The organism is Janthinobacterium saanense, from assembly GCF_014200675.1.
In the GTDB taxonomy this organism is placed as follows: Bacteria; Pseudomonadota; Gammaproteobacteria; order Burkholderiales; family Burkholderiaceae_D; genus Janthinobacterium.
Map to the genome: position 1 here is coordinate 42,658 of NZ_JACHCI010000020.1, position 26,601 is coordinate 69,258.

The 26,601-nt window shown below is 60.2% G+C and carries 20 protein-coding genes and 2 riboswitches; of the genes, 12 read left to right on the top strand and 8 right to left on the bottom strand.

The annotated features are described in order from the left end of the window. Positions 1-36 precede the first annotated feature (36 nt). Both mgtA and HDE72_RS22255 read right to left on the bottom strand, forming a co-directional pair. Positions 37-2,721 (bottom strand): magnesium-translocating P-type ATPase, encoded by a 2,685-nt coding sequence (mgtA, locus tag HDE72_RS22250; protein WP_183745879.1) that lies wholly within the window; start codon positions 2,719-2,721, stop codon positions 37-39. A 396-nt stretch (positions 2,722-3,117) separates the two neighbouring features. After that, positions 3,118-3,726, bottom strand: coding sequence for a TetR/AcrR family transcriptional regulator (locus tag HDE72_RS22255; RefSeq protein ID WP_183745882.1), 609 nt, complete (start codon positions 3,724-3,726; stop codon positions 3,118-3,120). 233 nt (positions 3,727-3,959) lie between these two features. Between HDE72_RS22255 and HDE72_RS22260 the strand changes: the two genes are divergently transcribed. Continuing rightward, positions 3,960-4,118, top strand: coding sequence for a hypothetical protein (locus HDE72_RS22260; RefSeq protein WP_183745885.1), 159 nt, complete (start codon positions 3,960-3,962; stop codon positions 4,116-4,118). Between the two features lie 90 nt (positions 4,119-4,208). On the opposite strand, the gene gcvP is transcribed toward HDE72_RS22260, so the two are convergent. From gcvP to gcvT, 3 genes are all read right to left on the bottom strand, one after another. Then, positions 4,209-7,109: an aminomethyl-transferring glycine dehydrogenase gene (gene gcvP / locus HDE72_RS22265; RefSeq protein ID WP_183745888.1), complete on the bottom strand. Its 2,901-nt coding sequence runs from the start codon at positions 7,107-7,109 to the stop codon at positions 4,209-4,211. Positions 7,110-7,235: 126 nt separating this feature from the next. Then, positions 7,236-7,616 (bottom strand): glycine cleavage system protein GcvH, encoded by a 381-nt coding sequence (gcvH, locus tag HDE72_RS22270; protein ID WP_183745891.1) that lies wholly within the window; start codon positions 7,614-7,616, stop codon positions 7,236-7,238. 71 nt (positions 7,617-7,687) lie between these two features. Then, positions 7,688-8,809: a glycine cleavage system aminomethyltransferase GcvT gene (gene gcvT / locus HDE72_RS22275; protein WP_183745894.1), complete on the bottom strand. Its 1,122-nt coding sequence runs from the start codon at positions 8,807-8,809 to the stop codon at positions 7,688-7,690. Between the two features lie 78 nt (positions 8,810-8,887). Further along, positions 8,888-8,994, bottom strand: a riboswitch (glycine riboswitch). Positions 8,995-9,022: 28 nt separating this feature from the next. Then, a riboswitch (glycine riboswitch) is annotated at positions 9,023-9,109 on the bottom strand. Positions 9,110-9,289: 180 nt separating this feature from the next. Here gcvT and HDE72_RS22280 point away from each other — a divergent pair. Continuing rightward, entirely contained in the window at positions 9,290-9,850 is a 561-nt protein-coding gene (locus HDE72_RS22280) for an ATP-dependent Clp protease proteolytic subunit (protein ID WP_183745897.1), read from the top strand. Positions 9,851-9,922: 72 nt separating this feature from the next. Here HDE72_RS22280 and HDE72_RS22285 read toward each other — a convergent pair whose 3' ends face one another. Further along, entirely contained in the window at positions 9,923-10,147 is a 225-nt protein-coding gene (locus HDE72_RS22285; protein WP_183745902.1) for a hypothetical protein, read from the bottom strand. A gap of 271 nt (positions 10,148-10,418) precedes the next feature. Here HDE72_RS22285 and HDE72_RS22290 point away from each other — a divergent pair, with 271 nt between their 5' ends. From HDE72_RS22290 to HDE72_RS22335, 10 genes are all read left to right on the top strand, one after another. Continuing rightward, positions 10,419-11,054, top strand: coding sequence for a phosphatase PAP2 family protein (locus tag HDE72_RS22290; RefSeq protein WP_260176866.1), 636 nt, complete (start codon positions 10,419-10,421; stop codon positions 11,052-11,054). A 224-nt stretch (positions 11,055-11,278) separates the two neighbouring features. Then, complete coding sequence (smc, locus tag HDE72_RS22295; RefSeq protein ID WP_183745923.1) at positions 11,279-14,806, top strand: chromosome segregation protein SMC; 3,528 nt, start codon at positions 11,279-11,281, stop codon at positions 14,804-14,806. Further along, positions 14,803-15,957: a cell division protein ZipA C-terminal FtsZ-binding domain-containing protein gene (locus HDE72_RS22300; RefSeq protein ID WP_183745926.1), complete on the top strand. Its 1,155-nt coding sequence runs from the start codon at positions 14,803-14,805 to the stop codon at positions 15,955-15,957. Before smc ends, HDE72_RS22300 begins: the two co-directional genes overlap by 4 nt. A 15-nt stretch (positions 15,958-15,972) precedes the next feature. After that, a complete protein-coding gene (gene ligA / locus HDE72_RS22305) occupies positions 15,973-18,324 on the top strand; it encodes an NAD-dependent DNA ligase LigA (RefSeq protein ID WP_183745930.1) in 2,352 nt (783 codons plus the stop codon). A 32-nt stretch (positions 18,325-18,356) separates the two neighbouring features. Next, complete coding sequence (gene galU / locus HDE72_RS22310) at positions 18,357-19,250, top strand: UTP--glucose-1-phosphate uridylyltransferase GalU (protein ID WP_183745933.1); 894 nt, start codon at positions 18,357-18,359, stop codon at positions 19,248-19,250. Further along, positions 19,247-19,783 carry a peptide deformylase gene (gene def, locus HDE72_RS22315; RefSeq protein ID WP_183745936.1) on the top strand — a complete coding sequence of 179 codons (537 nt, stop codon included), beginning with the start codon at positions 19,247-19,249 and terminating at the stop codon, positions 19,781-19,783. Before galU ends, def begins: the two co-directional genes overlap by 4 nt. A 390-nt stretch (positions 19,784-20,173) precedes the next feature. After that, positions 20,174-20,908: a gluconate 2-dehydrogenase subunit 3 family protein gene (locus tag HDE72_RS22320; RefSeq protein WP_183745939.1), complete on the top strand. Its 735-nt coding sequence runs from the start codon at positions 20,174-20,176 to the stop codon at positions 20,906-20,908. A 19-nt stretch (positions 20,909-20,927) separates the two neighbouring features. Then, positions 20,928-22,706, top strand: a complete 1,779-nt coding sequence (locus HDE72_RS22325; RefSeq protein ID WP_183745941.1) for a GMC family oxidoreductase — start codon at positions 20,928-20,930, stop codon at positions 22,704-22,706. Between the two features lie 36 nt (positions 22,707-22,742). After that, on the top strand, positions 22,743-24,035 hold the full coding sequence (locus tag HDE72_RS22330; protein ID WP_183745944.1) for a c-type cytochrome: 1,293 nt from the start codon (positions 22,743-22,745) through the stop codon (positions 24,033-24,035). An 87-nt stretch (positions 24,036-24,122) separates the two neighbouring features. After that, entirely contained in the window at positions 24,123-24,911 is a 789-nt protein-coding gene (locus tag HDE72_RS22335; RefSeq protein WP_183746058.1) for a transporter substrate-binding domain-containing protein, read from the top strand. Here the strand turns inward: HDE72_RS22335 and HDE72_RS22340 are convergent. Further along, complete coding sequence (locus HDE72_RS22340; protein WP_183745947.1) at positions 24,908-25,672, bottom strand: flagellar brake protein; 765 nt, start codon at positions 25,670-25,672, stop codon at positions 24,908-24,910. The two genes, HDE72_RS22335 and HDE72_RS22340, sit on opposite strands and share 4 nt — an antisense overlap. Before the next feature lie 169 nt (positions 25,673-25,841). Further along, positions 25,842-26,591 carry a pseudouridine synthase gene (locus HDE72_RS22345; protein WP_183745950.1) on the bottom strand — a complete coding sequence of 250 codons (750 nt, stop codon included), beginning with the start codon at positions 26,589-26,591 and terminating at the stop codon, positions 25,842-25,844. Between the last annotated feature and the right edge of the window lie 10 nt (positions 26,592-26,601).

A 26,601-nucleotide genomic window follows, 5' to 3' on the forward strand; every position in this document is an offset into this window, starting at 1 on the left:
GCGCCTTAAGTGGTCAAGGTAGAGCGGCCCATCATACTATTGCCAGCCGAATTTGCGCAGGTAGATGCGTTTCATCACGGTCGTCAGCACGGTGTAGCAGACCAGGATGGCGACCAGCCACGGGAAGTAATTGAGTGGCAGGGCTTCGAGCTTGAAGTAGGTCGCAAACGATCCCATCGGCAGGAATACACCGACCGCCATGATGGCCGTGGTGGCCACCAGCAGGGGCACGGAAGCGATGCTTTCGATGAACGGCAGCTTGGGCGTGCGGATCAGGTGCACGATCAGGGTTTGCGTCAGCAGGCCGACCACGAACCAGCCGGATTGGAACAGGGTTTGTTTTTCCGGCGTATTGGCGTCAAACACGTACCACATCAGGGCAAAGGTGGTGATGTCGAAGATCGAGCTGATCGGGCCGAAGAAGACCATGAAGCGGCCGATGTCGCGCGGGTTCCAGCTCAGCGGCTGCTGGATCAGTTCCGGGTCGACATTGTCGAAAGGAATGGCGATCTGCGACACATCGTACAGCAGGTTTTGCACCAGCAAATGCAGCGGCAGCATCGGCAGGAACGGTAAAAAGGCGCTGGCCACCAGCACGGAAAACACGTTGCCGAAGTTCGAGCTGGCCGTCATGCGTATGTATTTCAGCATATTGCTGAAGGTGCGGCGGCCTTCCAGCACGCCTTCTTCCAGCACCATCAAGCTCTTTTCCAGCAAGATGATGTCGGCTGCTTCCTTGGCGATATCGACCGCGGAATCGACTGAAATGCCGATGTCGGCGGCGCGCAGGGCGGGCGCATCATTGATGCCGTCGCCCATGAAGCCGACGATATGGCCATTGCCGCGCAGCGCGCGCACCAGGCGTTCCTTGTGCAGCGGGCTGAGCTTGGCGAACACGGTATTGTCTTCTGCCGCCCTGGCCAGGGTGGCGTCATCCATGTCGTCCAGCTGCGGTCCCTGCAGCACGCCATGCACGGTCAGGCCCACTTCGCGGCAGATTTTCGCCGTCACCAGATGGTTGTCGCCGGTCAATACTTTCACGGTCACGCCATGTTCGGCCAGCGCGCGCAGGGCGGGCGCCGTCGATTCTTTCGGCGGATCGAGGAAGGCTACATAACCGATCAGTGTCAGCGCCGTTTCATCGGCCACGCCATACACGGTTTTGTGCGGCGGCACTTCCTTGACGGCCACGGCTACCACGCGCAGCCCTTCGGCATTCAGGCCTTGGGTGGTGGCCAGCACTTTTTCCAGCAGCGCATCGTCGAGCGGAATATTGCTCTGGCCCAGGCGCAGATGGCTGCAGGCGGCCAGGATTTCTTCCACCGCGCCCTTGCAGATCAGTTCATGGTGATCATTCTTTTCAGACACGACAACCGACATGCGGCGGCGCACGAAATCGAAGGGAATTTCATCGACCTTGACGTAATCGCGGGCCAGCTGCATTTCCGTTTGCAGCTCGACATGGTCGAGCACGGCGCGGTCCAGCAGGTTTTTCAAGCCGGTCTGATAGTGGCTGTTCAGGTAGGCAAATTGCAGGACTTCATCCGATGGCTGGCCGAACACGTCGGTATGGCGCTCCAGCACGATCTTGTCCTGTGTCAAGGTACCGGTTTTATCGGTGCACAGCACGTCCATCGCGCCAAAGTTCTGGATCGCGTCCAGGCGCTTGACGACGACTTTCTTTTTCGACAGTTTCACGGCGCCCTTGGCCAGGGTGCTGGTGACGATCATCGGCAGCATTTCCGGCGTCAGGCCGACCGCCACCGACAAGGCGAACAGGAATGCTTCCATCCAGTCGCCCTTGGTCCAGCCATTGATCAGGAAGACCAGCGGCGCCATCACCAGCGCAAAGCGGATCAGCAGCCAGCTGACGCTGTTGACGCCCGCTTCAAACGCGGTCGGCGTGCGCTCGGTGGCTGTCACGCGGGTGGCGATGGTGCCAAAATACGTGCGGTTGCCGGTTGCCAGCACCAGCGCCGTGGCGGCGCCCGAGATGACGTTGGTGCCCATGAACAGCAGATTGGCCATGTCCATCGGGTCTTTGCCATTGCCGTCGGCCAATTCGGCCATCTTTTCTACCGGCAAGGATTCGCCCGTCATCGCCGCCTGGCTGACGAACAAATCCTTGGCCGACAACAAGCGGCAATCGGCAGGGATCATGTCGCCGGCCGACAGCACGATGATGTCGCCTTGCACCAACTTGCGGATCGGCAATTCGATCTGCTGTCCGGCGCGCAGCACGGTGGCGGTGTTGCTGACCAGCGCTTTCAGGCGTTCGGCGGCGCGGTTCGAGCGGCCTTCCTGCACGAAGCGCAGCAAGGTCGACAGGATCACCATGGTGCCGATGACGATGGTCGCCTTCGGATCTTCCGTCAGGTAGGAAACGGTGGCCAGCACCGTCAGCAGCAGATTGAACGGGTTCTTGTAGCACAGCCACAGATGCTGGTACCAGGCCAGCGGCTTTTCGTGCTCCACCTCGTTCGGACCCGTTTGCGCGATCACGTCCAGCGCTTCGTCTTCGCTCAAACCGCTTTCACGCGTGTGCAATCGCTCCAGCGCCGCATGCAATTCTTCATGGGCGGCCAGCAATAACTGGCGCGCCAGATGATCGGGCACAGGGCGGGCGGTGCTGTTTTCAAGCGGCATGGCATGGCGGCGGAAATGGCCGGCCGTATGGCGCTTGCGCAGGAACGATTCGAACAAACGGGTGAAGAGATTCATGCTCTTCCTTTCACGACTAGGTGTTGGCGGGCGGCGCAGCCGCAGGCAAGACTTGCGTGCCACAAGCGTACCATGATGTGCATGATGCTTGCGGGCAATCCGGGTCAGTAGCCGGTCGCGATCGGAAAGAAAAAGGGAAGAGGGGAGAAACGCACAGCCAGTTGGCCGCAAGAGACACCGCACCTTGCTCAGCAAGGCACGGAGGATGACAGATTCCGTGTTGCTTGCTGCTTAGCTGCCGATACCATCGCTGTTACGCGATCGACTACTGTCACTAGAACAAGTACCCACGAGGGACTCCGTAAATGAATAATGCCCGCATCATATTGATGAGCTTAAAAGGTGTCAACTGAAGAAATCTTAGATTTCCAAACTGTAATGTTGCGGTGCGGATTTTTATGCTTGTTGCTGCGCCGCCGTCGCCAGCGAATCGGACAAAATCTGCCACAGCGCAGCATGACGTTGCTGCAAGGCGGCGCCATCGGCGTAGATCAATTCCACCTGCATGCTGTCTATGATGCCGAGGTAAGCTTGCACATACAGCGCCAGGCGCGGCTGGGTCAGCCACGGTGCGGCGTGGACCAGGCTGGCCGCGTAATGGCGCTCCAGTTGGTCGAGCAGGGCGCGGTAAGCGCCAGTGATGTGATCACGCAACACTTGTGGCGGCAAATAGACCGTGCGCAGCAGAAAACGCGCATGCGGCGACTGGCCATAGCGCTGCGCCATGCGGTCGCAATACAGGGCGCCAGCCTGCTGTGGCACTTGTTGTAGCGCAGCTTCGTCATCGAAACATTGCTGCATGAAGCTGTGTTCTTCCAGCAAGGCATCGGCAAATACGGCCAGGAATAAATCATCCTTGCTATCGAAGTGGGAATACAGCGAAGCCTTGCGCATGCCGGCCAGTTCGGCGATATCACTGAGGGACGAACCGTCATAGCCATGTTCGGAGAAATGTCCGACGGCCACGGCACAGATTCTATCGGCCGAAGCCGAGCGTTTCTTCATGGTGGAAAGAATTCTTTGAAAGTGAAGGCACGATGCCGGCCACGACAGTGCGCTGCCAGGCTGATGCATGACTGCATATAAGCAGCGTTTGCCATCATACCAGCAGATGGCAAACCGTCAAGCAGAGCGACCTTGATGCAGGCGTGCTGCAATTTATGCATTTTTGGGTTACACTTACTTCCTACCGGTCGGTAGTCGATCGGCTTGTTGACGACGATAGATAAGGAGCTTGTATGGTGCCATTAGGAATTTCACTGTTCGGTATCGGCCTGGCGCTGCTGTTCGCCGCCTGGAGCGCCAAACGCGCACGCTGCGAACGCCGCGACGTAGTCTGCCTGAGCATCGCCGCCGGCGCCATGGCCTTGCCAGGAGCGGCTTTGCTGGCGCTGTAAAAGAGTAACTGTACGAACATAAAAAAACGGCAGGCCTGAATGGCCTGCCGTTTTTGTTTTCAGCGCTCACTCCCGGCTTGCGCCGGGTGCTTATTCTTCCTCGTAAGAACTGATGGGCGCGCAGCCGCAGAACAGATTGCGGTCGCCATACACATTATCCGCGCGGCCGACTGGTGGCCAGTATTTGCGCTGGCGCAAGGAGGCGACTGGGTAGGCCGCCACTTCGCGGCTGTATTTGCGTTCCCAGTTGTCCGACAGCAATACCTGCGCCGTGTGCGGTGCGTTCCTCAAAGGATTGTCGTCATGGTCGAATTCGCCGCTGGCAACCTTGGCGATTTCGCCGCGGATGGCGATCATGGCGTCGATGAAACGGTCGATCTCCACTTTCGATTCGCTTTCCGTCGGCTCGATCATCAGGGTGCCTGGTACCGGGAAGCTCATGGTTGGCGCATGGAAACCGAAGTCCATCAGGCGCTTGGCCACGTCTTCGTTGCTGATGCCGGTAGCATCCGTGATCGGGCGCAGGTCCAGGATGCACTCGTGCGCAACCAGGCCGTCGTGGCCCGAGTACAGCACCGGGTAGTGCGGCGACAGGCGGCGCGCGATGTAGTTCGCTGCCAGGATGGCTGTTTCGGTGGCGGCCGTCAAACCTTCTGCGCCCATCATGGCGATATACATCCACGAGATCGGCAAGATGCTGGCCGAACCGAATGGTGCGGCGCTGACTGCGCCGATACCCGCCGCATCGCGTTGATAACCGCTCGAGCGCTGGTTCGGCAGGAATTTTGCCAGGTGGGCGCCCACGCCGATCGGGCCGACGCCTGGGCCGCCACCGCCGTGCGGGATGCAAAAGGTTTTGTGCAGGTTCAGATGCGATACGTCGCCGCCAAACGAGCCAGGCGCCGCCACGCCGACCAGCGCGTTCATGTTGGCGCCGTCGATATACACCTGGCCGCCGTGCGCGTGGATGATTTCGCACAGTTCCTGGATGCCTTCTTCAAACACGCCATGGGTCGATGGGTAGGTGACCATCACGCACGCCAGGTTGGCGCTGTGTTTTTCAGCTTTCGCTTTCAAGTCGGCCAGGTCCACGTTGCCGTTGGCGTCGCAGCTGGTCACAACCACTTGCATGCCGACCATATTGGCCGAGGCAGGGTTGGTGCCGTGTGCCGAAGAGGGGATCAGGCAGATGTTGCGGTGGCCTTCGCCGCGCGATTCATGGTAAGCCTTGATCACCAGCAGGCCCGCGTATTCGCCTTGCGAACCGGCGTTAGGCTGCAGCGAGACGGCGGCGTAGCCGGTCAGCGCGCACAGCATTTCTTCCAGCTGCGAGATCATTTCGCGGTAACCCACGGTTTGCGCATCGGGCGCGAACGGGTGGATGTTCGAAAATTCCGGCCAGGTCACGGGGATCATTTCCGAGGTGGCGTTCAGCTTCATGGTGCACGAACCGAGCGGTATCATGGTGCGGTCCAGCGCCAGGTCCTTGTCGGCCAGGCTGCGCAGGTAGCGCAGCATTTCGTGTTCGGAATGGTAGCTATTGAAGACCGGGTGGGTCAGGTAAACGCTGCTGCGGGCCAGTTGCGGCGGCAGCGCGCTGGTGACGGCCGCTTCAATGGCGTCCAGTTCTGGTGCGGCAGGCGCATTGGCCACGCCGTCGGCAAACACATTCCACAGCAGCGCGATATCGTCGCGGGTGGTGGTTTCGTCCAGCGACAGGCCGACGTGGGTGCTGTCGACCTTGCGCAGGTTGACGCCATGTTTCAGGGCCGCGCGATGCAGTTTGTCTGCATCGGCAACCTGGATCGTCAGGGTGTCGAAGTAGCTCGCGTTGGCAACCGTGTAGCCCAGGGTTTTCAGGTTGGCCGCCAGCACGCCGGTGTAGCGGTGCACGCGCTGGGCGATCTGCAGCAGGCCGGCAGGGCCGTGGTAGACGGCGTACATCGAAGCCATCACGGCCAGCAGCACTTGCGCCGTGCAAATGTTCGAGGTGGCTTTTTCGCGGCGGATATGCTGTTCGCGCGTTTGCAGGGCCAGGCGATACGCCTTGTTGCCTTGTGCATCGACGGTCACGCCGACCAGGCGGCCCGACATATTGCGCTTGAATTCATCGCGGGTAGACAAATAGCCTGCGTGCGGGCCGCCGAAACCGAGCGGCACGCCGAAGCGCTGGCTGTTACCGACCACCACGTCCGCGCCCCATTCGCCTGGTGGCGTGAGCATGGTCAGGGCCAGCAGGTCGGCGGCGACGATGACCATGGCGCCATTGGCATGCAGTTTTTCCACGCCGGCGCGGTAGTCGCGTACGACACCGTTCACGCCCGGGTATTGCAGCAGCACGCCGAAGCAGCTGTCCAGCGCTTCGATTTCGGCCGGGTCGAAAGTGCGCACCTCGATACCGATCGGCTGGGCGCGCGTTTGCACCACTTCCAGGGTTTGCGGCAGCACGTCATTGGCGACATACAATACGTTCGATTTCGACTTGCCCACGCGCTGGATCAGGGTCATCGCTTCGGCGGCGGCCGTGCCTTCGTCCAGCATCGAGGCATTCGCGATGCCCATGCCGGTCAGGTCGGTGATCACTTGCTGGAAGTTCAAAATCGCTTCCAGGCGGCCTTGCGAAATCTCAGGCTGGTAAGGCGTGTAGGCCGTGTACCAGGCCGGGTTTTCAAAGATGTTGCGTAACACCACGCCAGGCGTGAAGGTGTTGTAGTAGCCCTGGCCGATCAGGGACTTCAAGACCTGGTTCTTGCCGGCGATGGCTTTCAGGCGCGACAGGGCTTCCTGTTCCGGCATCGGCTGCGAGTAGGCGCCCAGGGGCAGGGCGCCCTTGTTGCGGATGTTGGCGGGAACCAGGGCGTCGATCAGGGCGGCGCGCGAGGCGTAGCCGAGGGTGGACAGCATGGCTTCCTGTTCGGCGGCGGAAGGGCCGATGTGGCGGGCGATGAAAGCATCGCGTGCTTCGAGTTGGGTCAGGCTGGTGCGGGTCATGATATAGAGGCCAAAAAAGACTGAAAAACCGGGATGCGGCGCGCGGGCGCGGCGGCGAGTGTGTCAATAAGAGACAGCAAAAATAAATGCAAACGGGCCGCAAACGCGGCCCGCTGGTCATTGCGATTACTCGCCGGTGGTAGCGCCATAGGCGGCAGCGTCAAGCAAGCCGTCCAGGGCCGACACGTCGGCTGGCTTGATCTTGAACAGCCAGTTGGCGTAGGCGTCGGTGTTGATCGCTTCTGGCGAATTGACGACATCGTCGTTGACTGCCACGACTTCGCCAGCGAGTGGCGCGTAGATGTCGCTGGCTGCCTTGACCGATTCAACTACCGCTGCGTCGTCGCCGGCGCCATAGCTGTTGCCGACGGTAGGCAGTTCAACGAACACGATATCGCCCAGGGCGTCCTGCGCGTATTCGGTGATGCCGACGGTGATCGTGCCGTCTGCTTCGAGGCGTACCCATTCGTGGGAAGCGGTGTACTTCAGGTCTGCAGGAATGTTCATGTGATGCTCCAGAGGGTAAGTGTTCGTTATTGATTATGTTTGTTCGGTCTTGCGGGCGGCTCTATAAAACCTTACGCAGCCAGGATTTTACCGTTACGCACGAAAGGCAGCTTGACGACGGAGGCGGCCAGTTGCTTGCCGCGGATTTCCACGTGCACCGTGTCGCCCACGTTCACGCCGTTCGGCACGCGCGCCAGGGCAATCGCTTCCTGCATGGTCGGGCTGAAGGTGCCGCTGGTGATTTCACCGGCCGCTTCGGTGCCGGCCACGATGACTTTCTGGTGGGCGCGCAGCACGCCGCCTTTTTCACGCAGGATCAGGCCGACGAATTGCGCATTCTGGCCTTTTGCCAGCAGGGCCGCCTTGCCGATGAAGTCGCGCTCGCTGACCAGGTCGATGGTCCATGCCAGGCCGGCGTCGAGCGGGTTGACCGTTTCATCCATGTCCTGGCCGTACAGATTCATGCCCGCTTCCAGGCGCAGGGTGTCGCGCGCGCCCAGGCCGGCAGGTTTTACGCCGGCTGCAGCCAAGGCATTCCACAGTGCTTCGACTTGCGTCGCCGCGACGCCGATTTCAAAACCGTCTTCGCCCGTGTAGCCGGTACGCGCCAGCATCACTTCGCCAAATGGCGTGTCCTTGACGATCACCACGTTGAAAGGCTTGATGGCTTCTGAAGCGGCCTGGGTGGTCGGCAGCACTTGCCATACCTTGGCGCGCGCGTTCGGGCCCTGCACGGCGACCAGGGCCATCGGCTCGTTTGCGTTGCGGCGTTCGGTAATCGTCAGGCCGCTGTTGGTGGCGGTGTTCTGTTGCTGCATCCACGCCACGTCTTTTTCGGCGGTGCCGGCGTTGACCACCAGGCGGAACCAGTTTTCGCTGAAGAAGTAGACGATCAGGTCATCGATGACAGTGCCTTCGGCATTGAGCATGCACGAATACAGCGCCTTGCCCGGCACTTGCAGCTTGTCGACGTTATTGGCCAGCAGGCCGCGCAAGAAGGCGCGCACATTCGGGCCTTCGATATCGACCACGCACATATGCGACACGTCGAACATGCCGGCGTCGCCGCGCACGGCGTTATGCTCTTCGATTTGCGAACCGTAGTTGACCGGCATGTCCCAACCGCCGAAATCTACCATGCGGGCACCTGATGCACGGTGGGCGTTATTGAGTGGGGTCGCTTTGAGCGTCATTGTATCCTCGGGACGAAGGTGTAAGGGATGAAAACAGAACACGCAAGAAAGCCGCCAACGCGTTTCTCCATGGCATTCACTCACCCCCCTGTCCTTTGTACCTGAGAGATTACGGGGGCTAGCCCCGTGCGCCCCTTCGGTGGGCCGCCGGCGTTTCGCCGCGGCCGCTCTCCAGAGTTGAATCAAAACCTATTGTCAAAGCAACAGTTTGAACTCGCCTGATCGGTCCTTTTGCCTGAGAGTTTTTGGGTAGTGCCCCTTCGGCGGCAACGCTGGATTGCCCTCTCCCGATCAAGTGTGTGGAATATATGCCAGCAGGGGTGTTCTGTCAATCTGAAACGGCTTTCCAGAATGCACCAAAACAGGGCAGCAGCACGCATGTTTCATGGCTAGCCGGCTGTTGCATTCATGCCGCGCCGTGCGCGCCCTGCGGCAGAAATTTGCTATGATGAATCAGCGCTTCATTTGCGAGTTTCTGCCATGAACGATACGCATAGCAATACCGATCATCACGCCTATTTCACGCTGTCTGGCGACGTCAACAGCGATATGGTCAGGCGCGTCTTCAACGCGGTCTCTGACATGACCGAAGACAAGATCGCCACCGCCCACGTACTGATACAGTCGAACGGCGGTTATGTCAGCGACGGCATCTGTCTGTACAACTTCCTCAGCAAGCTGCCGATCGAGCTGGTCACGTATAACGGCGGCGCCGTGGCATCGATCGCCGTGACCTTGTTTCTTGCCGGGCGGCATCGTTGTGCCAGCGACACGGCCCGTTTCATGGTGCATAAATCGCACGCCACTGCTTCGCCCGGTGCGCGGCCCGATGCGCTCAGCATCATCGTCGAAGGCTTGCGGGCTGACGATTTGCGCACCGAGCGCATCCTGCGCAGCCATGTGACCCTGGATGAAGAGCATTGGCGCGTGCATGCCTATTCCGACCTGCATCTGACGGCGGAACAGGCTCTGGAAGTGGGCTTGATCGACGCCATCCGCGATTTCGCGCCGCCCAAGGGCAAGCGCCTGACCAATATCTAATTTCCCAAATAAAACAGGGCTGGCCGCCCCATGAGTGGTGCGGCCAGCCCTGTTGTGCTAAGGGCAAAGGCGTCAGGATTTGCTGCCCTTGTTGCTGGCAGTGCCAGACTGTTTGTTGCCACTGCCACTGCTGCCAGCGCTGCCACCCGACTGCTTGTTGCCGTCATTTTTGTGGCTTTGACGGCCGGCGTCCACGTGCTGCTCATGCGTGCCGCCCTGGGTGCCACTTTGGCTGCCGCTGCGTGAGCCGCTACCCGACTGTTTGTTGCCTTGATCGCCTTTTTGATTCGAGTTCATCATATTTCCTTTACTGAAATTAAAAGAAGTCACTCGCCGGAACTACTTCCGGTGGCTGCATGATGCGCAGAAAGCTTGGGCGCTAGTATCGGAACACTGCTCGACCCCGTGTAGGAGCTTGCCTGATGATGAGGCGAAGCCATTTCCTTATTGCAATGTTCGAGAATGAATTTGTAATTGAATGTAATTCCCGCCTTGCGCTGACAAAAAGCAGGGCAGCAAGAGGGGCAGTCATGGCATAGTTCAGCCTGATGATGAAATAGGTGTGGCGATGAATTGGTGGAATAGCATTTCTTTTACGGCCGATATGGCATTGATGGGGCCGGCTGGCGTGCTTATCGCCTTGTGGTTGCTGGTGTCGAAGCAGTGGCGGCTGGTATTGAGCTGGAGCGTGTGGTACGGCGGCGGCTTGCTGCTGGTCGTGCTGTCCAAGCTGGTCTTCATGGGCTGGGGCGTGGGCAGCAGCGCGCTCGACTTTACCGGTTTCAGCGGCCACGCCATGCGCGCAGGCGCCGTCTATCCTGTCTTGCTGTATGTCGTGCTGCAGCGCGCCCAGCCGCGCTGGCGCCAGGCTGGTGTGGTCCTGGGCGTGGCCTATGCTGTGCTGGTGGCCATCGCGCGCGTGCTCGGCCATGCGCACAGTGTGTCGGAAGCGGTCAGCGGTTGCTTGCTGGGCCTGGCCATGGCGGCCGGCTTTATCTGGGGTGCACGTGGCGCCGTCGATATCGCCATCAGCCGGCCGCTGGCATTGGCCAGCCTGCTTGTGATGGCGGTGCTCAGCTTCAAGGCCGAACCGGTGCCGACCGAGCTGTGGCTGCATAAATTGGCCATGCATTTGTCTGGCCACGAGCGCGTTTTTTCGCGGGCGGACTGGAAGCTGGTGCAAGACGGGCATCCTGCCCATTGAGCACGCGAATGAGGGCGGCAACTGCCTGCTATGGCGCACACGTGTTTTTAGCCAGAAAATCATCAGGAAATGGTATGATGAGCCACTTTTCAGTGGCATCATCGCCAGTGCATAATTAGCTAAGTGCGCAGACAAGTGCCTGCGCCGGATGCGCATTTCATTAACCCAGTTGCTATACAGTTGCTACACTCAACCGCCAGCCCAGGCCAGGAACTCTAAAACACGTGCGTCTCTCTTCCATCAAGTTGTCGGGATTTAAGTCTTTCGTCGATCCCACCAATTTCCAGGTGCCAGGCCAGCTGGTGGGCGTGGTCGGGCCGAATGGCTGCGGCAAGTCGAACATCATCGACGCCGTGCGCTGGGTGCTGGGTGAGTCGAAAGCGTCCGAGTTGCGCGGCGAGTCGATGCAGGACGTGATCTTCAACGGTTCCACGCACCGCAAGCCCGCCGGGCGCGCCTCGGTTGAACTGGTGTTCGACAACAACGATGGCAAGGCGTCCGGCCAATGGGGCCAGTATGCCGAGATCGCTGTCAAGCGCACCTTGACGCGCGACGGCACGTCCACCTATTACATCAATAGCCAGCCTGTGCGCCGGCGCGATATCCAGGATATCTTCCTCGGTACCGGCCTGGGCCCGCGCGCCTACGCCATCATCGGCCAGGGCATGATTTCGCGCATCATCGAATCGCGCCCGGAAGAACTGCGCGTCTTCCTCGAAGAAGCGGCCGGGGTATCGAAATACAAGGAACGCCGCCGCGAGACGGAAAACCGCTTGCAGGATACGCGCGAAAACCTGCTGCGCGTGGAAGACATCTTGCGCGAGCTGAACGCCAATCTGGAAAAACTGGAAGCGCAGGCGGCCGTGGCTACCCGTTTCCATACCTTGCAGGCCGATCAGGAAGAAAAGCAGAAATTGCTGTGGCTGCTGCGCAAGAATGAAGCGCAGAACGAGCAGACGCGTTATTTCCGCGAAGTGGAACAGGCGCAGACCGACCTGGAAGAACAGACGGCCAAGCTGCGCAATGTGGAACTGACCCTGGAGCAGATGCGCCAGGCGCACTTTGCCGTGGGCGACCGTTTGCATACGGCGCAAGGCCATCTGTACCAGACGAATGCGGAAATCGGCAGCCTGGAAGCGCAAATCAAGTTCGTGATCGAATCGCGCGCCCGCTTGCAGGCGCAACTGGCGACCTTGACGGCCCAGCGCGATCAATGGAGCAGCCAAGGCAGCGAATACCAGGAGCAGATCGAAGAAGCGGAATTCCACCTCGAAGAGCTGGCCGCCAAGGTGGAGCAGTCGCAAATGATGGCCGAGCAAAAAGGCGAGCAATTGCCCGAGCTCGACGCCGCCTGGCGGACCGCGCAAAACAAGAGCACGGAATCGCGCGCCAGGATCATGCAGGCCCAGCAGCAGCTGGAGCTGGAATCGGCGCACCAGCGCAACGCCTCGAATATCCTGAACAGCCTGTTGACGCGCCGCGAGCGCCTGCAACAGGAAAAGAACAGCCTGAGCTTGCCCGACAGCAGTCATCTGGAAAACCTGAAACTGCAACTGGAAGAAAAGCAGCAGGCGCTCGAAGAGCAGGGCTTTTATCTGGAAGAAGCGCTGGAACAGCAGCCGAAACTGGAGCAGGAACGCCAGGAAGCGCAAACGCAAGTCAATGCCGAAACGGCCGCCAACGCCCAGCTGGAAGCGCGCTTGTCCGCCCTGAAACAGTTGCAGGAAAGAGTGCAGACCCAGGGCAAGGTGCAACCGTGGCTGAAAAAGCACGAGCTGGACACTTTACCGCGCTTGTGGCAAAAGTTGCAGATCGAAGCGGGCTGGGAAGCGGCCATGGAATCGATCTTGCGCGAGCGCACCTCGGCCTTGCAATTGTCGAATATCGATTGGGCCAAGGCCTTCTTTGCCGATGCGCCACCGGCCAAGCTGGCCCTGTATGCGCCGTCCACCGTGCCGCCGCTGCCTGTGCCGGAAATAGCCGGTTTGAAACCGTTCTTGAACTTGCTCAAACTCAACGATCCAGGCTTGCGCGGCTTGCTGCAGGACTGGCTGTATAACGCTTACGCAGTGGAAGACGCGGCCGAAGCTTTGCTCGAGCGCAGCAAATTGCCGCCGGGCGGCTATTTTGTCACGCGCCAGGGCCACGTGGTCACGGCGGGCAGCGTGCGCTTTTATGCGGCCGATTCCGAACAGGAAGGCATGCTGGGCCGCCAGCAGGAAATCGACAATATCGGCAAGCAGCTGCGCGCCCAGCAATTGCTGGCCGAAGAAGCGCGCGCCCGCTCCGTGCGGGCCGATGCGGCCGTGGCGGCGTTGACGCGCAACCTGTCCGACTTGCGCCTGCGCATACAGCAGCTGACCTCGTCCGTGCACAGTCTGCAACTGGAAGTGGTGAAATTGTCCGAGGTGGAAGCACGCTTTAATCAGCGCAGCACGCAGATCGGCGCCGACCTGGCCGAGATTGCCGCGCAAGAAGCCGAGCAAATGCAGACCAAGCTGGAATCGGAAGAAAAATTCGAACAGCTCGACATGGAGCTGGGCAACTTGCAGGAAGCCCACGAAGACGGCCATACCGACTTCTTGCAGAAAGAGCAGCGTCTGGCCGAAGCGCGCGAAGCCTTGCGCGACCTGGAACGGGCCGCCAAGGATACCGAATACGCGGAAAAATCGCACCGCGCCAAGATCGAGGAATTGCGCCGCAATATCGCCACGGCCAGTACGCAAGCCCAGCAAGTGTCGGCAAGCCTGCAGGCGGGCCAGCAGGAACTGGCCAATCTGGAAAGCGGCGCCGCCAACGATGGCTTGCAGGATTTGCTGGAGCGCCGCACCACGCAGGAGCGGGCGCTGGCCGATGCGCGCCATGAGCTGGACCAGATCACGCAGCAGCTGCGTTTGTCTGAAGATGCTCGCACGCAATCGGAGCGCAGCTTGCAGCCGCAGCGCGACAAGATCATGGAAATGCAGCTCAAGGAACAGGCCGCGCGCCTGAACCAGGAGCAGTTTGCCCAGCAATTGCTGGAATCGGGCGCCGATGAAGTCGCCCTGACTGAAAAATTGCACCCGGACATGCGCCCGTCTTATCTGCAAGGCGAAGTGACGCGCCTGACCAATGCCATCACGGCCCTGGGCGCCGTCAACCTGGCCGCGCTCGACGAGCTGGCGCAGGCGTCCGAGCGCAAGAATTTCCTCGATGCCCAGAACGCCGACTTGACCGAAGCGATCAACACCCTGGAAGACGCGATCCACAAGATCGACAAGGAAACGCGCGACTTGCTGCAAGACACGTTCGACAAGGTCAACCATCACTTTTCCGAGCTGTTCCCGATTCTGTTCGGCGGTGGCCAGGCCCGCCTGACCATGACGGGCGACGAGATTCTCGATTCCGGTGTACAAGTCATGGCGCAACCGCCAGGCAAGAAAAATGCGACCATCCACCTGTTGTCCGGTGGAGAGAAGGCGCTGACCGCGACCGCATTGGTGTTTTCCATGTTCCGCCTCAATCCGGCGCCGTTCTGCCTGCTCGACGAAGTCGATGCACCGCTGGACGATTCGAATACGGAACGCTTCTGCCGCATGGTCAAGCGCATGTCCGACCAGACCCAATTCCTTTTCATTTCGCATAACAAGATTGCGATGGAAATGGCCCATCAATTGATCGGTGTGACGATGCAGGAGCAAGGCGTATCGCGCATCGTGGCGGTGGACATGGAGTCCGCCGCAAATTTTGCTACCGAGGCACAAGCAGCATGACAGATCTCCAAATTACCTTGTTCGGCGCCGGCGGCGTCTTTATCGTTGCCGTTTTCTCTTACAACAAATGGCAGGAATACAAGGCCAAGAAAAGCGTGGAACGGGCATTTTCCACCGACCACGATGACGTGCTGATGCGCGAAGGCGAGGCTCCTGTGGCTGCGCCCGCAGCCGCGCCCGTGGAAGCCGTGGTGCGCCAGGAACCGCGTTTCGATGCGGCCCCGGCCGTCAAGACAGAACCTTCATTCAGCGCGCCGCCGGCCCCGGCGCCCGTGCATGCCGAACCCTTGCTGGAAACGTCCGCCGCGCCTGTTGCCTTAGCGCCGCAGGAAGAGGTCAGCACTGCCAGCGAGCAAGCCACCAGCCTGGTCGATCCGCTGATCGATTGCCTGCTGCCGCTGTCGCTGGAAGCGCCCGTGCGTGGTGAAAAAATCCTGCCGGTGCTGCAAACCTTGCGCCTGGTGGGCAACAAGCCCGTGCATTTCATCGGCTTGCATGTGAATGGCGATTGGGAACCGATCATGCATGGCGGTGTCTACACCAAGATGCAGGGCGGCGTGCAGCTGGCAAGCCGCACCACGGCCTTGAATGAGCTGGAATACTCGGAACTGGTTACGCGTCTGCGTGGCGTGGCCGATGAAATCGGCGCCGAACCGGAAGTGCCGGACATGATGGAAGTGATGGCCGAAGCGCGCAATCTGCACCGCTTCGTTACCGGCCACGACGCGCAACTGGGCGTCAACCTGCACACCAACGGCGCGCCATGGGCGATTTCCACCTTGCTGTTCGCGCTGGAAAAACAAGGTTTCGACGTGCGTCCGGATGGCCGTTTCGTGATGCCGGACGGCGAAGGCGGCCATTTGTTCTCGCTGTCGACCAATGTCACCCTGGCCGAAGAAACCACGCCCCGTTTGACCCTGCTGCTCGACGTGCCTTGCGTGGCGCCTGCGCGCGACGGTTTTGGCGCCATGGTTGCTTGCGCCCGTTCGCTGGTGGGTCGTCTGGACGCCACCATCGTCGACGATTACAACCAGGCCCTGTCGGACGCGGCCCTGGCCGAGATCGCTGGCCAGGTGCAAGAGTTTTACCAGGAAATGGACGCGGCCGACATTCCGGCCGGTTCCACCCGCGCCCTGCGTTTATTTAGCTAAGAATCCCGCAACAACATGACTGAACTTTCCCTCCAGGACGCGCAACAACGCGTCCTGGCACTCACTGCCGAACTCAACCGGCACCTGCACGCCTACCACGTCCTCGACAACCCAAGCATTCCCGATGCGGAGTACGATAAACTGTTTGTCGAACTGCAGCAGCTGGAAGTGGCGCATCCCGATTTGCAGGTACCTGAATCGCCCACCTTGCGCGTGGGCGCGGCGCCCTTACCGCAATTCGAGCAAGTCACGCACACGGTGCCGATGTTGTCGCTCAACAATGGTTTCTCTGAAGACGATATCGTCAACTTCGACCGCCGCGTGCGTGAAGGGCTGGACCTCGATACCGGCCTGGTGGACTATGCGGCCGAAGTGAAATTTGATGGCCTGGCGATCAACCTGCGTTACGTGAATGGCCGGTTCGAACAGGCAGCCACGCGCGGCGATGGCGCTACGGGCGAAGACGTGACCGCCAATATCAAGACTATTCGTGGCATTCCGATGCGCCTGCATGGCGACACCGTGCCTGCATTGCTGGACGTGCGCGGTGAAGTGATGATGTTCAAGTCGGATTTTGCGAACTTGAATGCACGCCAGCGTAATGCTGGCCAAAAAGAATTCGCCAACCCGCGCAATGCGGCCGCCGGCAGCCTGCGCCAGCTCGATTCGCGTATCACCAATGAGCGCAAGCTGCGCTTTTACGCCTACGGCATCGGCGCGCTGGAAGGCGCGGCCATGCCAGAGTCGCACTCGGCCTTGCTGGACTGGTACGTCACCCTGGGCATACCCGTGTCGAAAGAGCGCCAGGTAGTGCAGGGTGCGCCGGGCTTGCTGGCCTATTACGCCGACATCGGCGCGCGCCGTCCTGATTTGCCGTATGAAATCGATGGCGTGGTGTACAAGGTCAACGCCACGCAAGACCAGCAGGAACTGGGTTTTGTGTCGCGTGCTCCCCGCTTTGCGCTGGCGCATAAATTCCCTGCCGAAGAAGCCATGACGGTGGTGCTGGGCATCGATATCCAGGTAGGCCGCACGGGCGCGATGACGCCGGTGGCGCGCCTGGCGCCTGTCTCCGTAGGCGGCGTGACGGTCACCAACGCTACCTTGCATAATGAAGATGAAGTGCTGCGCAAAGATGTGCGCGTGGGTGATACGGTGATTGTGCGCCGTGCCGGCGACGTGATCCCGGAAGTGCTGGCGGTGGTGCTGGAAAAGCGCCCGGAACCGGCGCCGGCGCCATTCAAGATGCTGGAACATTGCCCTGTTTGCGATTCGCACGTGGTGCGCGAAGAGGGCGAGGCGATTGCCCGCTGTTCGGGCGGCCTGTTCTGCTCGGCCCAGCGCAAGGAAGCGTTCCGCCATTTCGCGGGCCGCCGCATGATGGATATCGAAGGGCTGGGGGAACGTTATATCGATACCCTGGTCGAACTTGATTATGTCCATGGCCTGGCCGATCTGTATGGCTTGACCTTGGATAAATTGCTGGAAATGAAGGTGCGCGCCGATGAGCGTGACAGCGCCACGCCGGAAACGGTACAGCAAGGCAAGATTCCCACCAAATGGGCGGAAAACCTGCTGACTGGTATCGCCGCGAGCAAGAAGCCGCCGCTTGAACGTTTTTTGTTTGCTTTGGGCATACGCCATGTGGGCGAATCGACGGCCAAGACCCTGGCTGAATGGCTGGGCAGCTTGGAGCGCGTACGCCGCGCGCCAGCGGCCCTGCTGCGCGTGCTGCCTGATATCGGCGGCACGGTGGCCTTGTCCATCGCCGACTTTTTTGCCGAACCGAAAAACCAGCAGGCGCTCGACGCCTTGCTGGCTGCTGGTGTGGCGCCGCAGGGCGAACATCCACCGAGCGCCAAGCTGCGCACGCAGTTGGAGCAAACCACCTTGCTGGCTGCCGTGGGCATCCCCAAGCTGACCGAAGCGCGCAGCAAGCAATTGGTGGAGCGGGGTCTGACCCTGGCCAGCCTGGCGGCCCAGGGTAGCGGTTTCCAGGCGGGCTTGCCGGCTGGCGTGGCCGACGCCTTGTCATCCTGGCTGGCGGACGCGGCTCATGTGGCGCAATTGCGCCAACTGGACGAGTTGCGCACGCAATTGCTGGCAGAATTACCCGAACTGCCTGCCGCCGGCGGCAAGTTCGAAGGTAAGACCTTTGTCTTGACGGGCACCTTGCCCACCATGGGGCGCGATGACGCCGCTGCCCTGATCGAAGCGGCCGGTGGCAAGGTCAGTGCTTCGGTATCGAAGAAAACCAGCTACGTCGTGGCCGGCGCCGATGCAGGCAGCAAACTGGCCAAGGCGCAAGAATTAGGCGTGGCCCTGCTCGATGAAGCGGCCTTGCTGGCACTGTTGGCTCAGGCGTGACGCCATTTATTTAACATTTTGCAGATGAATCCATGAAAAAAATCAGAAAAGCAGTGTTTCCCGTCGCGGGCCTGGGTAGCCGTTTCTTGCCCGCGACCAAGGCGCAGCCCAAGGAAATGCTGCCCATCGTCGACAAGCCTTTGATCCAGTATGCAGTGGAAGAGGCGGTCGCGGCGGGTATCACGGAAATGATCTTCATCACGGGGCGCAACAAGCGCGCCATCGAAGACCATTTCGATACGGCCTATGAGCTGGAAACGGAGCTGGAGGCAGCCGGCAAGCGCCAGTTGCTGGAGATGGTGCAAAATGTGATCCCCAAGCATGTCAATTGCATCTATATCCGCCAGTCGGCGCCACTGGGCCTGGGGCACGCCGTGCTGTGCGCCCGTCCTGTGGTCGGCGATGAACCGTTTGCGGTGCTGCTGGCCGATGACTTCATGGATGTGGAAGAGGGCGTGCGCCCGGTGCTGGCGCAGATGACCGATGTTTTCCAGTATGAGAATTGCTCGTTGCTGGCGGTGCAGGATGTGCCGCGCGCGGAAACCAGGCAATACGGCATCGTTTCTGCCAGAAATTACCAGCCCGATCTGGAACTGGTGTCGGCCATCGTGGAAAAACCACTGCCCGAAGAAGCGCCATCGACCCTGGCCGTGGTGGGCCGCTATGTGTTAACCAGCCGCATCTTCAATCACCTGGAAAAAATCGGCGCCGGTGCGGGCGGCGAGATTCAGCTGACGGACGGCATCGCCGCGCTGATGCGTGAAGAGCGCGTGCTGGCATACCGCTACACGGGCCAGCGCTATGATTGCGGTTCCAAGCTCGGTTATCTGAAGGCGACCACGGCGATGGGCATGAAACACCCGGAAACGGGCGCCGCCTTCCGCACTTACTTGCAGCAATTGCAATCGAATCAGGAATCAATATGACGGTACGTGAAATTTTAAAAATGGGCGATCCGCGTTTGCTGCGGATGGCTGAACCCGTGCGCGAGTTCGATACGCCCGAGCTGCACGCCTTGATCGCCGATATGTTCGACACCATGCATGCCGCCAACGGCGCGGGCCTGGCGGCGCCGCAGATCGGTGTCAATCTGCAACTGGTGATCTATGGCTTCAAGCAGAATCTGCGTTACCCCGACGCGCCGCAAGTGCCGGAAACCGTGCTGATCAATCCCGTGCTGACGCCCTTGTCGGAACGCAAGGAAGAGGGTTTCGAAGGCTGCTTGTCCGTGCCTGGCCTGCGTGGCAGCGTGCCGCGCTGGAGCGAACTGCACTATGAAGGCGTGGACCAGTTCGGTAACGCCATCAGTCGCGATTGCGACGGTTTCCACGCGCGCGTGGTGCAGCATGAAGTCGACCACTTGCACGGCATTTTATATCCGATGCGTATCGTTGATTTCACGCAGTTCGGTTTTACCGAGGTCATGTTTCCCGAGCTGGACCCGAACGACGACGACTGATATCGTTGATTGTCACTGAAGCGCCGCGATGCAAGACCTGCTGGTCTTGACGCGGTGTTTTTTTATCTTCGCAACTTCCTTGCATTACATCTGCATCCATAGCAGCTTTTTCACCTGCTTCCCATACCCCTGAGTCTCCTGAGTCTCCTGACAAGGGGCGTCACACATTCGCGAGGCGTGCAACCTTTCCGACAGGAAAGGTCGTTTCCATCGTCGCTACGAAGACTTGCCCGTTTGCCAGTTCCGCCGGATTTTTTGTTACATCAGTCTGCTTAACGCTGCAAGGAAGGAAAAAATAGGGTACAGTTCGATCGTCATATTCATATATATGTTTAGTTGATTATATGACTTGCCGCCAAGCTGTTATCCTTTCTATCTCATGAGAGTTTTATGTCGATTCCGAATACGCCAAACACCCGCCGCTCCTTCCTGGGCAAGGCGCTGTGGCTGGTTCCGCTGGCAAGCCTGCAAGCTTGCGACTTGCCCAGTGGTACGGCTGCCAGTCCGGAAGGCCGTGCCGGCCCCCCTGGTCCCACTGGGGCCAATTATGTTCCCGTATTCCTGAGCAAGTCCGAATGGGCTTTTGTGGCAGCCATGAGCGATCGCCTGATTCCGTCCGACGCGATGGGGCCGGGTGCGGTCGAGGCCGGGGTGCCTGAGTTTGTCGACCGGCAAATGGAGACGCCCTATGCGCATGGTGCGCTGTGGTATATGCAGGGGCCGTTCATGGCGGCGGCGCCGGAGATGGGATATCAGCTCAAGCTGGTGCCGCGCGATATCGTGCGGCTGGGGATTGCTGCGGCCAACGATGCGTGCCAGCGCCAGTTCAAGAAACATTTCGCCGAACTCGATCACACGCGGCAAGAGGCATTCATGCGCGCCTTGCAACAGGGCGAGCTTGCACTGGCCGATGTGCCGGCCAAGCTCTTTTTCGGCTTCATGCTGCAAATTACCCGGGAAGGCTTTTTCAGCGATCCCATCCATGGCGGCAACCGCAATATGGTCGGCTGGAAGTTGCTGGGTTTCCCAGGCGCACGTGCCGATTTCATGGATTTCGCCAATCAGAATGGCGCGAAATACCCTATGCCGCCGGTATCGATCGGCGATGCCAATCCTAAAGCCTGAGGGCAATGTAGAGAACACCATGGCAGAGATTAAGATGCAACATACCGATGTCGTGATCGTCGGTTTTGGCTGGACGGGGGCCATCATGGCCAAGGAATTGAGCGATGCCGGCCTGCGTGTGGTCGCGCTTGAACGGGGCGTGAACCGCGATTTGAGCACCGATGACCTGTACCCGGGCGTGATCGATGAGCTGACCTATGGCACGCGCGGCAAGCTGTTTCAAAACCTGAGCCGCGAGACGGTCACCATTCGCCATGCCGCCAATGGCACTGCCGTGCCGTACCGGCAACTGCATGCCTTTCTGCCCGGCGACGGCGTGGGCGGTGCCGGCTTGCACTGGGGCGGCGTGCATTTCCGGGTGTCGCCGGACGAACTGCGCATACGCAGCCATTACACTGAGCGCTATGGCAAGAAGTTCATCCCCGAAGGGATGACGGCGCAGGATTTCGGCATCACTTACGACGAGCTCGAACCGTATTTCGACTTTGCCGAAAAGGTGTTCGGCACCTCCGGCGTGGCCTATACGGTCAAGGGCAAGGTGGTCGGCAAGGGCAATGTGTTTGCGCCCGACCGCTCCCATGATTTCCCGCTGCCGCCGATGCCGGAGATGTACACCGGCGCGATGTTCCGCAAGGCGGCTTCCGATCTCGGTTTTCACCCGTATCCGATTCCTTCGGCCGATGCCGGCGGACCCTATACCAATCCCTACGGCGCCCAGATGGGGCCGTGCAATTTATGTGGCTTTTGCAGCGGTTATGTCTGCTACAACTCGTCCCGGGCGACACCCAACCTGAATATCTTGCCAGCCTTGAAGCTGCAGCCGCTGTTTGAACTGCGCACCCGCTCCACTGTGCAAAAAATTAATCTCGACAGCACCCGCAGCAAGGCCACCGGCGTCACCTATATTGATGCGTCCGGGCGCAGCGTCGAGCAGACCGCCGACATGGTACTGGTGTGTAGTTTTGCCTACAATAATGTGCGCTTGCTGCTGCTGTCGGAAATAGGCCAGCCTTACGATCCGGTCAGCGGCACTGGCGTGGTCGGCAAGAATTTTACGTACCAGAACGTGGCGAAGATCAATCTGCAGCTCGACCAGGAACGCTACACCAATTCCTTCATCGGTTCCGACGGCGCCGGCGTGGCAATCGACGACTTTAATGCCGACCATTTCGATCACGGACCGCTAGGTTTTGTTGGCGGTTCGGCCATCTGGTCTGCGCATGGCGGTAACAAGCCGATCGCGGCGCAGCCGATACGGCACGGTGCGCCACAATGGGGCAGCGGGTGGAAAAAAGAGCTCAAGCAGTCGTACCTGCACTCGACCGCAGTGGCGCTGCAGGGTTCCTGCATGGCTTACCGCGATTGCTATCTCGACCTCGATCCGACTTACCGTGACGTCAACGGTCTACCGCTGCTGCGCATGACCTTCGACTGGAAGGATAACGATACCCGCATGATGGCCTATGTTGGTGAGCAGGCAATGAAAATTGCCAGGGCGCTTGAGCCGGTAGAAATATCCTCCGGGCTACGCAAGCCGGGCGCCCATTTCGATACGCGCACTTACCAGACCACGCACCTGAACGGCGGCGCCATCATGGGCAGCGATCCCTCGACCAGCGTGGTCAACAAGTATTTGCAGGTGTGGCAGGTGCCGAACCTGTTTGTGCATGGTGCGTCGGCGTTCCCCAATGGCCTGGCGTACAACCCTACAGGCCTGGTGGCGGCGCTGACTTACTACTCGGCAGCGGCGATCAAGGCCCACTACCTGAAGTCGCCCCATCAGTTGATTGCGGGCTAAACCATCACACGGATTCCCATGATGAAAATGCCATTAATGTCCAGTTTGCTTGCAGCCTGTCTTGGCCTGCTTGCGCTGCCGGGTGCTGCTATCGCGCAACCGTCTGCCGACCTGATACAGCACGGCGCCTATCTGGCCAAGGCGGCCGACTGCATTGCCTGCCATACGGTGTCTGGCGGCCAGCCCTTTGCCGGCGGCCTGAAGATGGGCACGCCGATAGGCGATATTTACTCCAGTAACATTACACCGGACCGCGCGCATGGTATCGGCAAGTATTCCTATGCCGATTTTGAGCGCGCCGTGCGCCATGGCGTCACGCCATCGGGCCAGACGCTGTACCCGGCCATGCCGTATCCATCCTACGCCCGCGTCAGCGACCAGGATATGCAGGCGCTGTACGCGTATTTCATGCACGGCGTGCCAGCGGTTGCGCAAGCCAACAAGCCGGTGGACATCATCTGGCCGCTGTCCATGCGCTGGCCGTTGACGGTGTGGCGCAAGATGTTCGTCGCCGACTATCAGGCGCCTGCCGTTGCGCCGTCAGACCAGCAGCTGCTGAAACGCGGCGCCTACCTGGCAGAAGGCCTGGGGCACTGCGGCGCCTGCCACACGGCGCGTCATGTGACGATGGAGGAGAAGGCGATGAGCAATGCCGATCCCCGTTTCCTGGCCGGCGCGGCGCCGCTCGACGGCTGGGTCGCCAGCAACTTGCGCGGCGACCACCGCGATGGCCTGGGCAGTTGGTCGCTGGACGACTTGATGGCCTTCCTGCGTAACGGACGCAACCGCCACGCTTCGGCGTTTGGAGGGATGGCCGAGGTGGTGGCCAACAGTACCCAGCACTTGAATGATAGGGATTTGCTGGCCCTGGCGACCTATTTGAAATCGCTGGCGCCTACCGATCCGGCCAGCAAGCCGCACCTTGATGATGCGGCCGCCACCCTGGCCTTGCGGGCCGGCGATCTTCGCCAGCCCGGCGCGCAAGTGTATGTCAACCGCTGCGCTGGCTGTCATCGCAGCGACGGCGCAGGCTATGTGCGCGTGTTTCCTGCGCTGGCGGGCAATCCGGTGGTACAGAGCAAGGATGCGACATCGATAGTGCATCTGGTGCTGATGGGCGCGAGCGTGCCGGCAACCGCCAGCTCGCCGTCGACCTTGACGATGCCGGGTTTCAGCGCTTCGCTGAACAACCAGGATGTGGCCGAGGTGGTCAACTTCGTGCGCAATAGCTGGGGCAACCAGGCGCCGCGCATCAGTGCTTCCGATGTTGCCCGCGAGCGTAAAAAGCCTTACAAGCAGCCGCCGGTGGTATCTTCGGCGCAGCGCTAAGATGTTTTCAAGGAGATTGCTGTGTTAAATCGTCGTCACTTTATTGGTACCTTGCTCAGTAGCAGCGGCCTGGTCTTTGCTGGCGGCATGGCCGCACAAGGCGCGCATGCGGCGCCGCAGCCGGCCGTTGCCGTCCCGCCGGCTATCCGCGCTGCCTTCTTGCCAACTGGAAAACTGCGCGCTTCCATCAACCTGGGTAATCCCATTCTGGCGCAGGCTGGCCCGGAGGGGCGTCCGGTCGGCGTTTCAGTCGATCTGGCGCAGGCGTTCGCCACGCTGCTGGGGGCTGAACTGGAACTTGTCGTGGTCCAGGCCGCCGGCAAGTCGGTCGAGGGCGTGCTGGCCGAACGCGCTGATATCGGCTTTTTCGCGGTCGATCCGCTGCGCGGGGCAGGCATCGCGTTTACCGCGCCGTATGTCGATATCGAAGGGTTTTACCTGGTCAGGAAGGACTCGCCGATCACCAGCAATGCGCAGGTGGATGTGTTGCAAAATCGGGTGGTGGTGGGCAAGGGCAGCGCCTACGACCTGTTCCTGACGCGCACCTTGCAGCGCGCCACGCTGCTGCGCAGCGCCACCTCGCCAACGGTGGTGGCAACTTTTTTGCGCGATGGCGCCGAGGTGGCCGCTGGCGTCAGGCAGCAGTTGCAGGCCGATGCGGCAAAACATCACGGCCTGCGTTTGCTCGATCAGCGTTTTATGGTGATTGAACAGGCGATGGGCCTGCCAAAAAGCCGTGGCCAGGAAGCCGCCGATTTCCTCGCGGCTTTCGTCGAGCGCATGAAGGCCAGTGGTTTTGTCGCACAGGCGCTGCAGCGGCATCATATTCAGGGGGCCATTGTGGCGGCGCCTGCCGCTGCCGCTGCCGCTGCTTAGCGTACCTTGCGGCTGCTGCCCAGCTGATCGAGCAGCACTTTCAATTCGTCCTGCATGGCTTCCGTCAGGTTCAGGAAGCGGCAGCCGATCTGCACTTGTTCGCCCAAGAGGAAGGAGCGGAAGGTACGCGACAAGCGGATTTCCAGGTCGGCGATCATGACCTTGCTGGGACCCAGTTCCAGGCGCACGCGCAACAGCTTGCGTCCCACGTACAGGCCCACGGTATCGCGCGGATGGGCGCGCATGCCGATGCCGCCAGCCGAGAAATCATACAGCTGCAATTCATAAGGACGTCCCTCGAGCACGAAAGCGGCGAGGTAATACACGCCCAGCGGTGTTTCCAGGCGGGTTGATTCGCGTCGTTCCAGCACCAGGCAATGGCTGGGGAAGTTGACCTGGTAGACATGCGGCCGCTCGGGATGGGCTTCCCATTCGCCATTGATGGTGAATTGCAGCTTCGCATTGTGCACCCACGAAACAAAGGTGGCGCTGCCGTCGGGCAGGGTCGTGCCTTCATTGAGTTCGAGTATGAATTGCGGCAAGTCGTCATCGACCGACAATACACGCGCCATCAGCACATCGTCGCCACCGTTCGGGTAGATCGAAATGGCGTCGCCATTGTCAGCCAGGCTGCACAGGGTTTCGCCGATATCCCACGGGTCGCTCATGTGGTGCGGCTTGGTGCCTGGCGCCATGGGCTCGGCTATGTCGGCCAGGCTGGGCGCACCTTTGCGCAGGGGATTGGGAATGGGATCGTTCACGACAGCTTATCTCTTATGTTCTGATGGGCAATAGTGTATAGGCTTAAGGCAAGATATGCTAATCAAATCACAATGATTGCTTTTCTTGCAGCAATTTTTCGGAATGCGCCGTACCGGCTGATATACGCAGCGCTTTGCTCTGCGTAACTCTTTGCCGTGTTTTATCGGATTAAAATTGCTCGTCCGCGCTCAGGTAGCGCCATTGACCCACGGGCAAGTCGCCCAGCTTGACCTTGCCGATGCGCACGCGTTTCAAGCCCAGCACTTTCAAGCCGACGGCTTCGCACATGCGGCGGATCTGGCGTTTCTTGCCTTCGCGCAAAGTAAAGCTCAGCTGGTCTTCGTTTTGCCAGCGCACCTTGGCGGGCAACAGTGGCTTGCCGTCCAGCCACAAGCCATGGTTGAGTTTGCGCAAATCGCTGTCGGGCAGGGTGCCGCCCTTGGTGTATTGCACGCGTACCAGGTATTCCTTGTCGATATCGGTGTCGTGGCCGATCAGCTGCTTGGCCACCCGGCCGTCTTGCGTCAGCACCAGCAAGCCGACCGAATCGATGTCCAGGCGGCCGGCCGCCACCAGGCTGCGCAATTGCGTGGGGTGGAATTGCTCGGGGCTGCGGTCTTCCGCCCAGCGGTTCTCTGCCTTGATCAGCGCCACGGCTGGCGTGTAGCCATCTTCGGCCTGGCCGCTGACATAGCCGACCGGTTTATTGATCAGGACGGTAACGCGTTTGGACTGTTCGGCGGCGGCCTGGCGTTCCACGGTAACGCGCTGGCTGGGGAAGACTTTGCTGCCCAGTTCGGACACCACTTTGCCGTCCACGCGGACCCAGCCGCGCGCGATCCATTCATCGGCTTCGCGGCGGGAGCACAGGCCCAGTTCGGACATGCGTTTGGACAGGCGTAATAATTCTTCGGTCATGGTGTGTGTT

Bases quoted from the DNA above. Each gene is read 5' to 3' on its own strand.
- mgtA (WP_183745879.1), bottom strand. From the start codon at position 2,721: ATGAATCTCTTCACCCGTTTGTTCGAATCGTTCCTGCGCAAGCGCCAT.
- HDE72_RS22255 (WP_183745882.1), bottom strand. From the start codon at position 3,726: ATGAAGAAACGCTCGGCTTCGGCCGATAGAATCTGTGCCGTGGCCGTC.
- HDE72_RS22260 (WP_183745885.1), top strand. From the start codon at position 3,960: ATGGTGCCATTAGGAATTTCACTGTTCGGTATCGGCCTGGCGCTGCTG.
- gcvP (WP_183745888.1), bottom strand. From the start codon at position 7,109: ATGACCCGCACCAGCCTGACCCAACTCGAAGCACGCGATGCTTTCATC.
- gcvH (WP_183745891.1), bottom strand. From the start codon at position 7,616: ATGAACATTCCTGCAGACCTGAAGTACACCGCTTCCCACGAATGGGTA.
- gcvT (WP_183745894.1), bottom strand. From the start codon at position 8,809: ATGACGCTCAAAGCGACCCCACTCAATAACGCCCACCGTGCATCAGGT.
- HDE72_RS22280 (WP_183745897.1), top strand. From the start codon at position 9,290: ATGAACGATACGCATAGCAATACCGATCATCACGCCTATTTCACGCTG.
- HDE72_RS22285 (WP_183745902.1), bottom strand. From the start codon at position 10,147: ATGAACTCGAATCAAAAAGGCGATCAAGGCAACAAACAGTCGGGTAGC.
- HDE72_RS22290 (WP_260176866.1), top strand. From the start codon at position 10,419: ATGAATTGGTGGAATAGCATTTCTTTTACGGCCGATATGGCATTGATG.
- HDE72_RS22300 (WP_183745926.1), top strand. From the start codon at position 14,803: ATGACAGATCTCCAAATTACCTTGTTCGGCGCCGGCGGCGTCTTTATC.
- ligA (WP_183745930.1), top strand. From the start codon at position 15,973: ATGACTGAACTTTCCCTCCAGGACGCGCAACAACGCGTCCTGGCACTC.
- galU (WP_183745933.1), top strand. From the start codon at position 18,357: ATGAAAAAAATCAGAAAAGCAGTGTTTCCCGTCGCGGGCCTGGGTAGC.
- def (WP_183745936.1), top strand. From the start codon at position 19,247: ATGACGGTACGTGAAATTTTAAAAATGGGCGATCCGCGTTTGCTGCGG.
- HDE72_RS22320 (WP_183745939.1), top strand. From the start codon at position 20,174: ATGTCGATTCCGAATACGCCAAACACCCGCCGCTCCTTCCTGGGCAAG.
- HDE72_RS22325 (WP_183745941.1), top strand. From the start codon at position 20,928: ATGGCAGAGATTAAGATGCAACATACCGATGTCGTGATCGTCGGTTTT.
- HDE72_RS22330 (WP_183745944.1), top strand. From the start codon at position 22,743: ATGTCCAGTTTGCTTGCAGCCTGTCTTGGCCTGCTTGCGCTGCCGGGT.
- HDE72_RS22335 (WP_183746058.1), top strand. From the start codon at position 24,123: ATGGCCGCACAAGGCGCGCATGCGGCGCCGCAGCCGGCCGTTGCCGTC.
- HDE72_RS22345 (WP_183745950.1), bottom strand. From the start codon at position 26,591: ATGACCGAAGAATTATTACGCCTGTCCAAACGCATGTCCGAACTGGGC.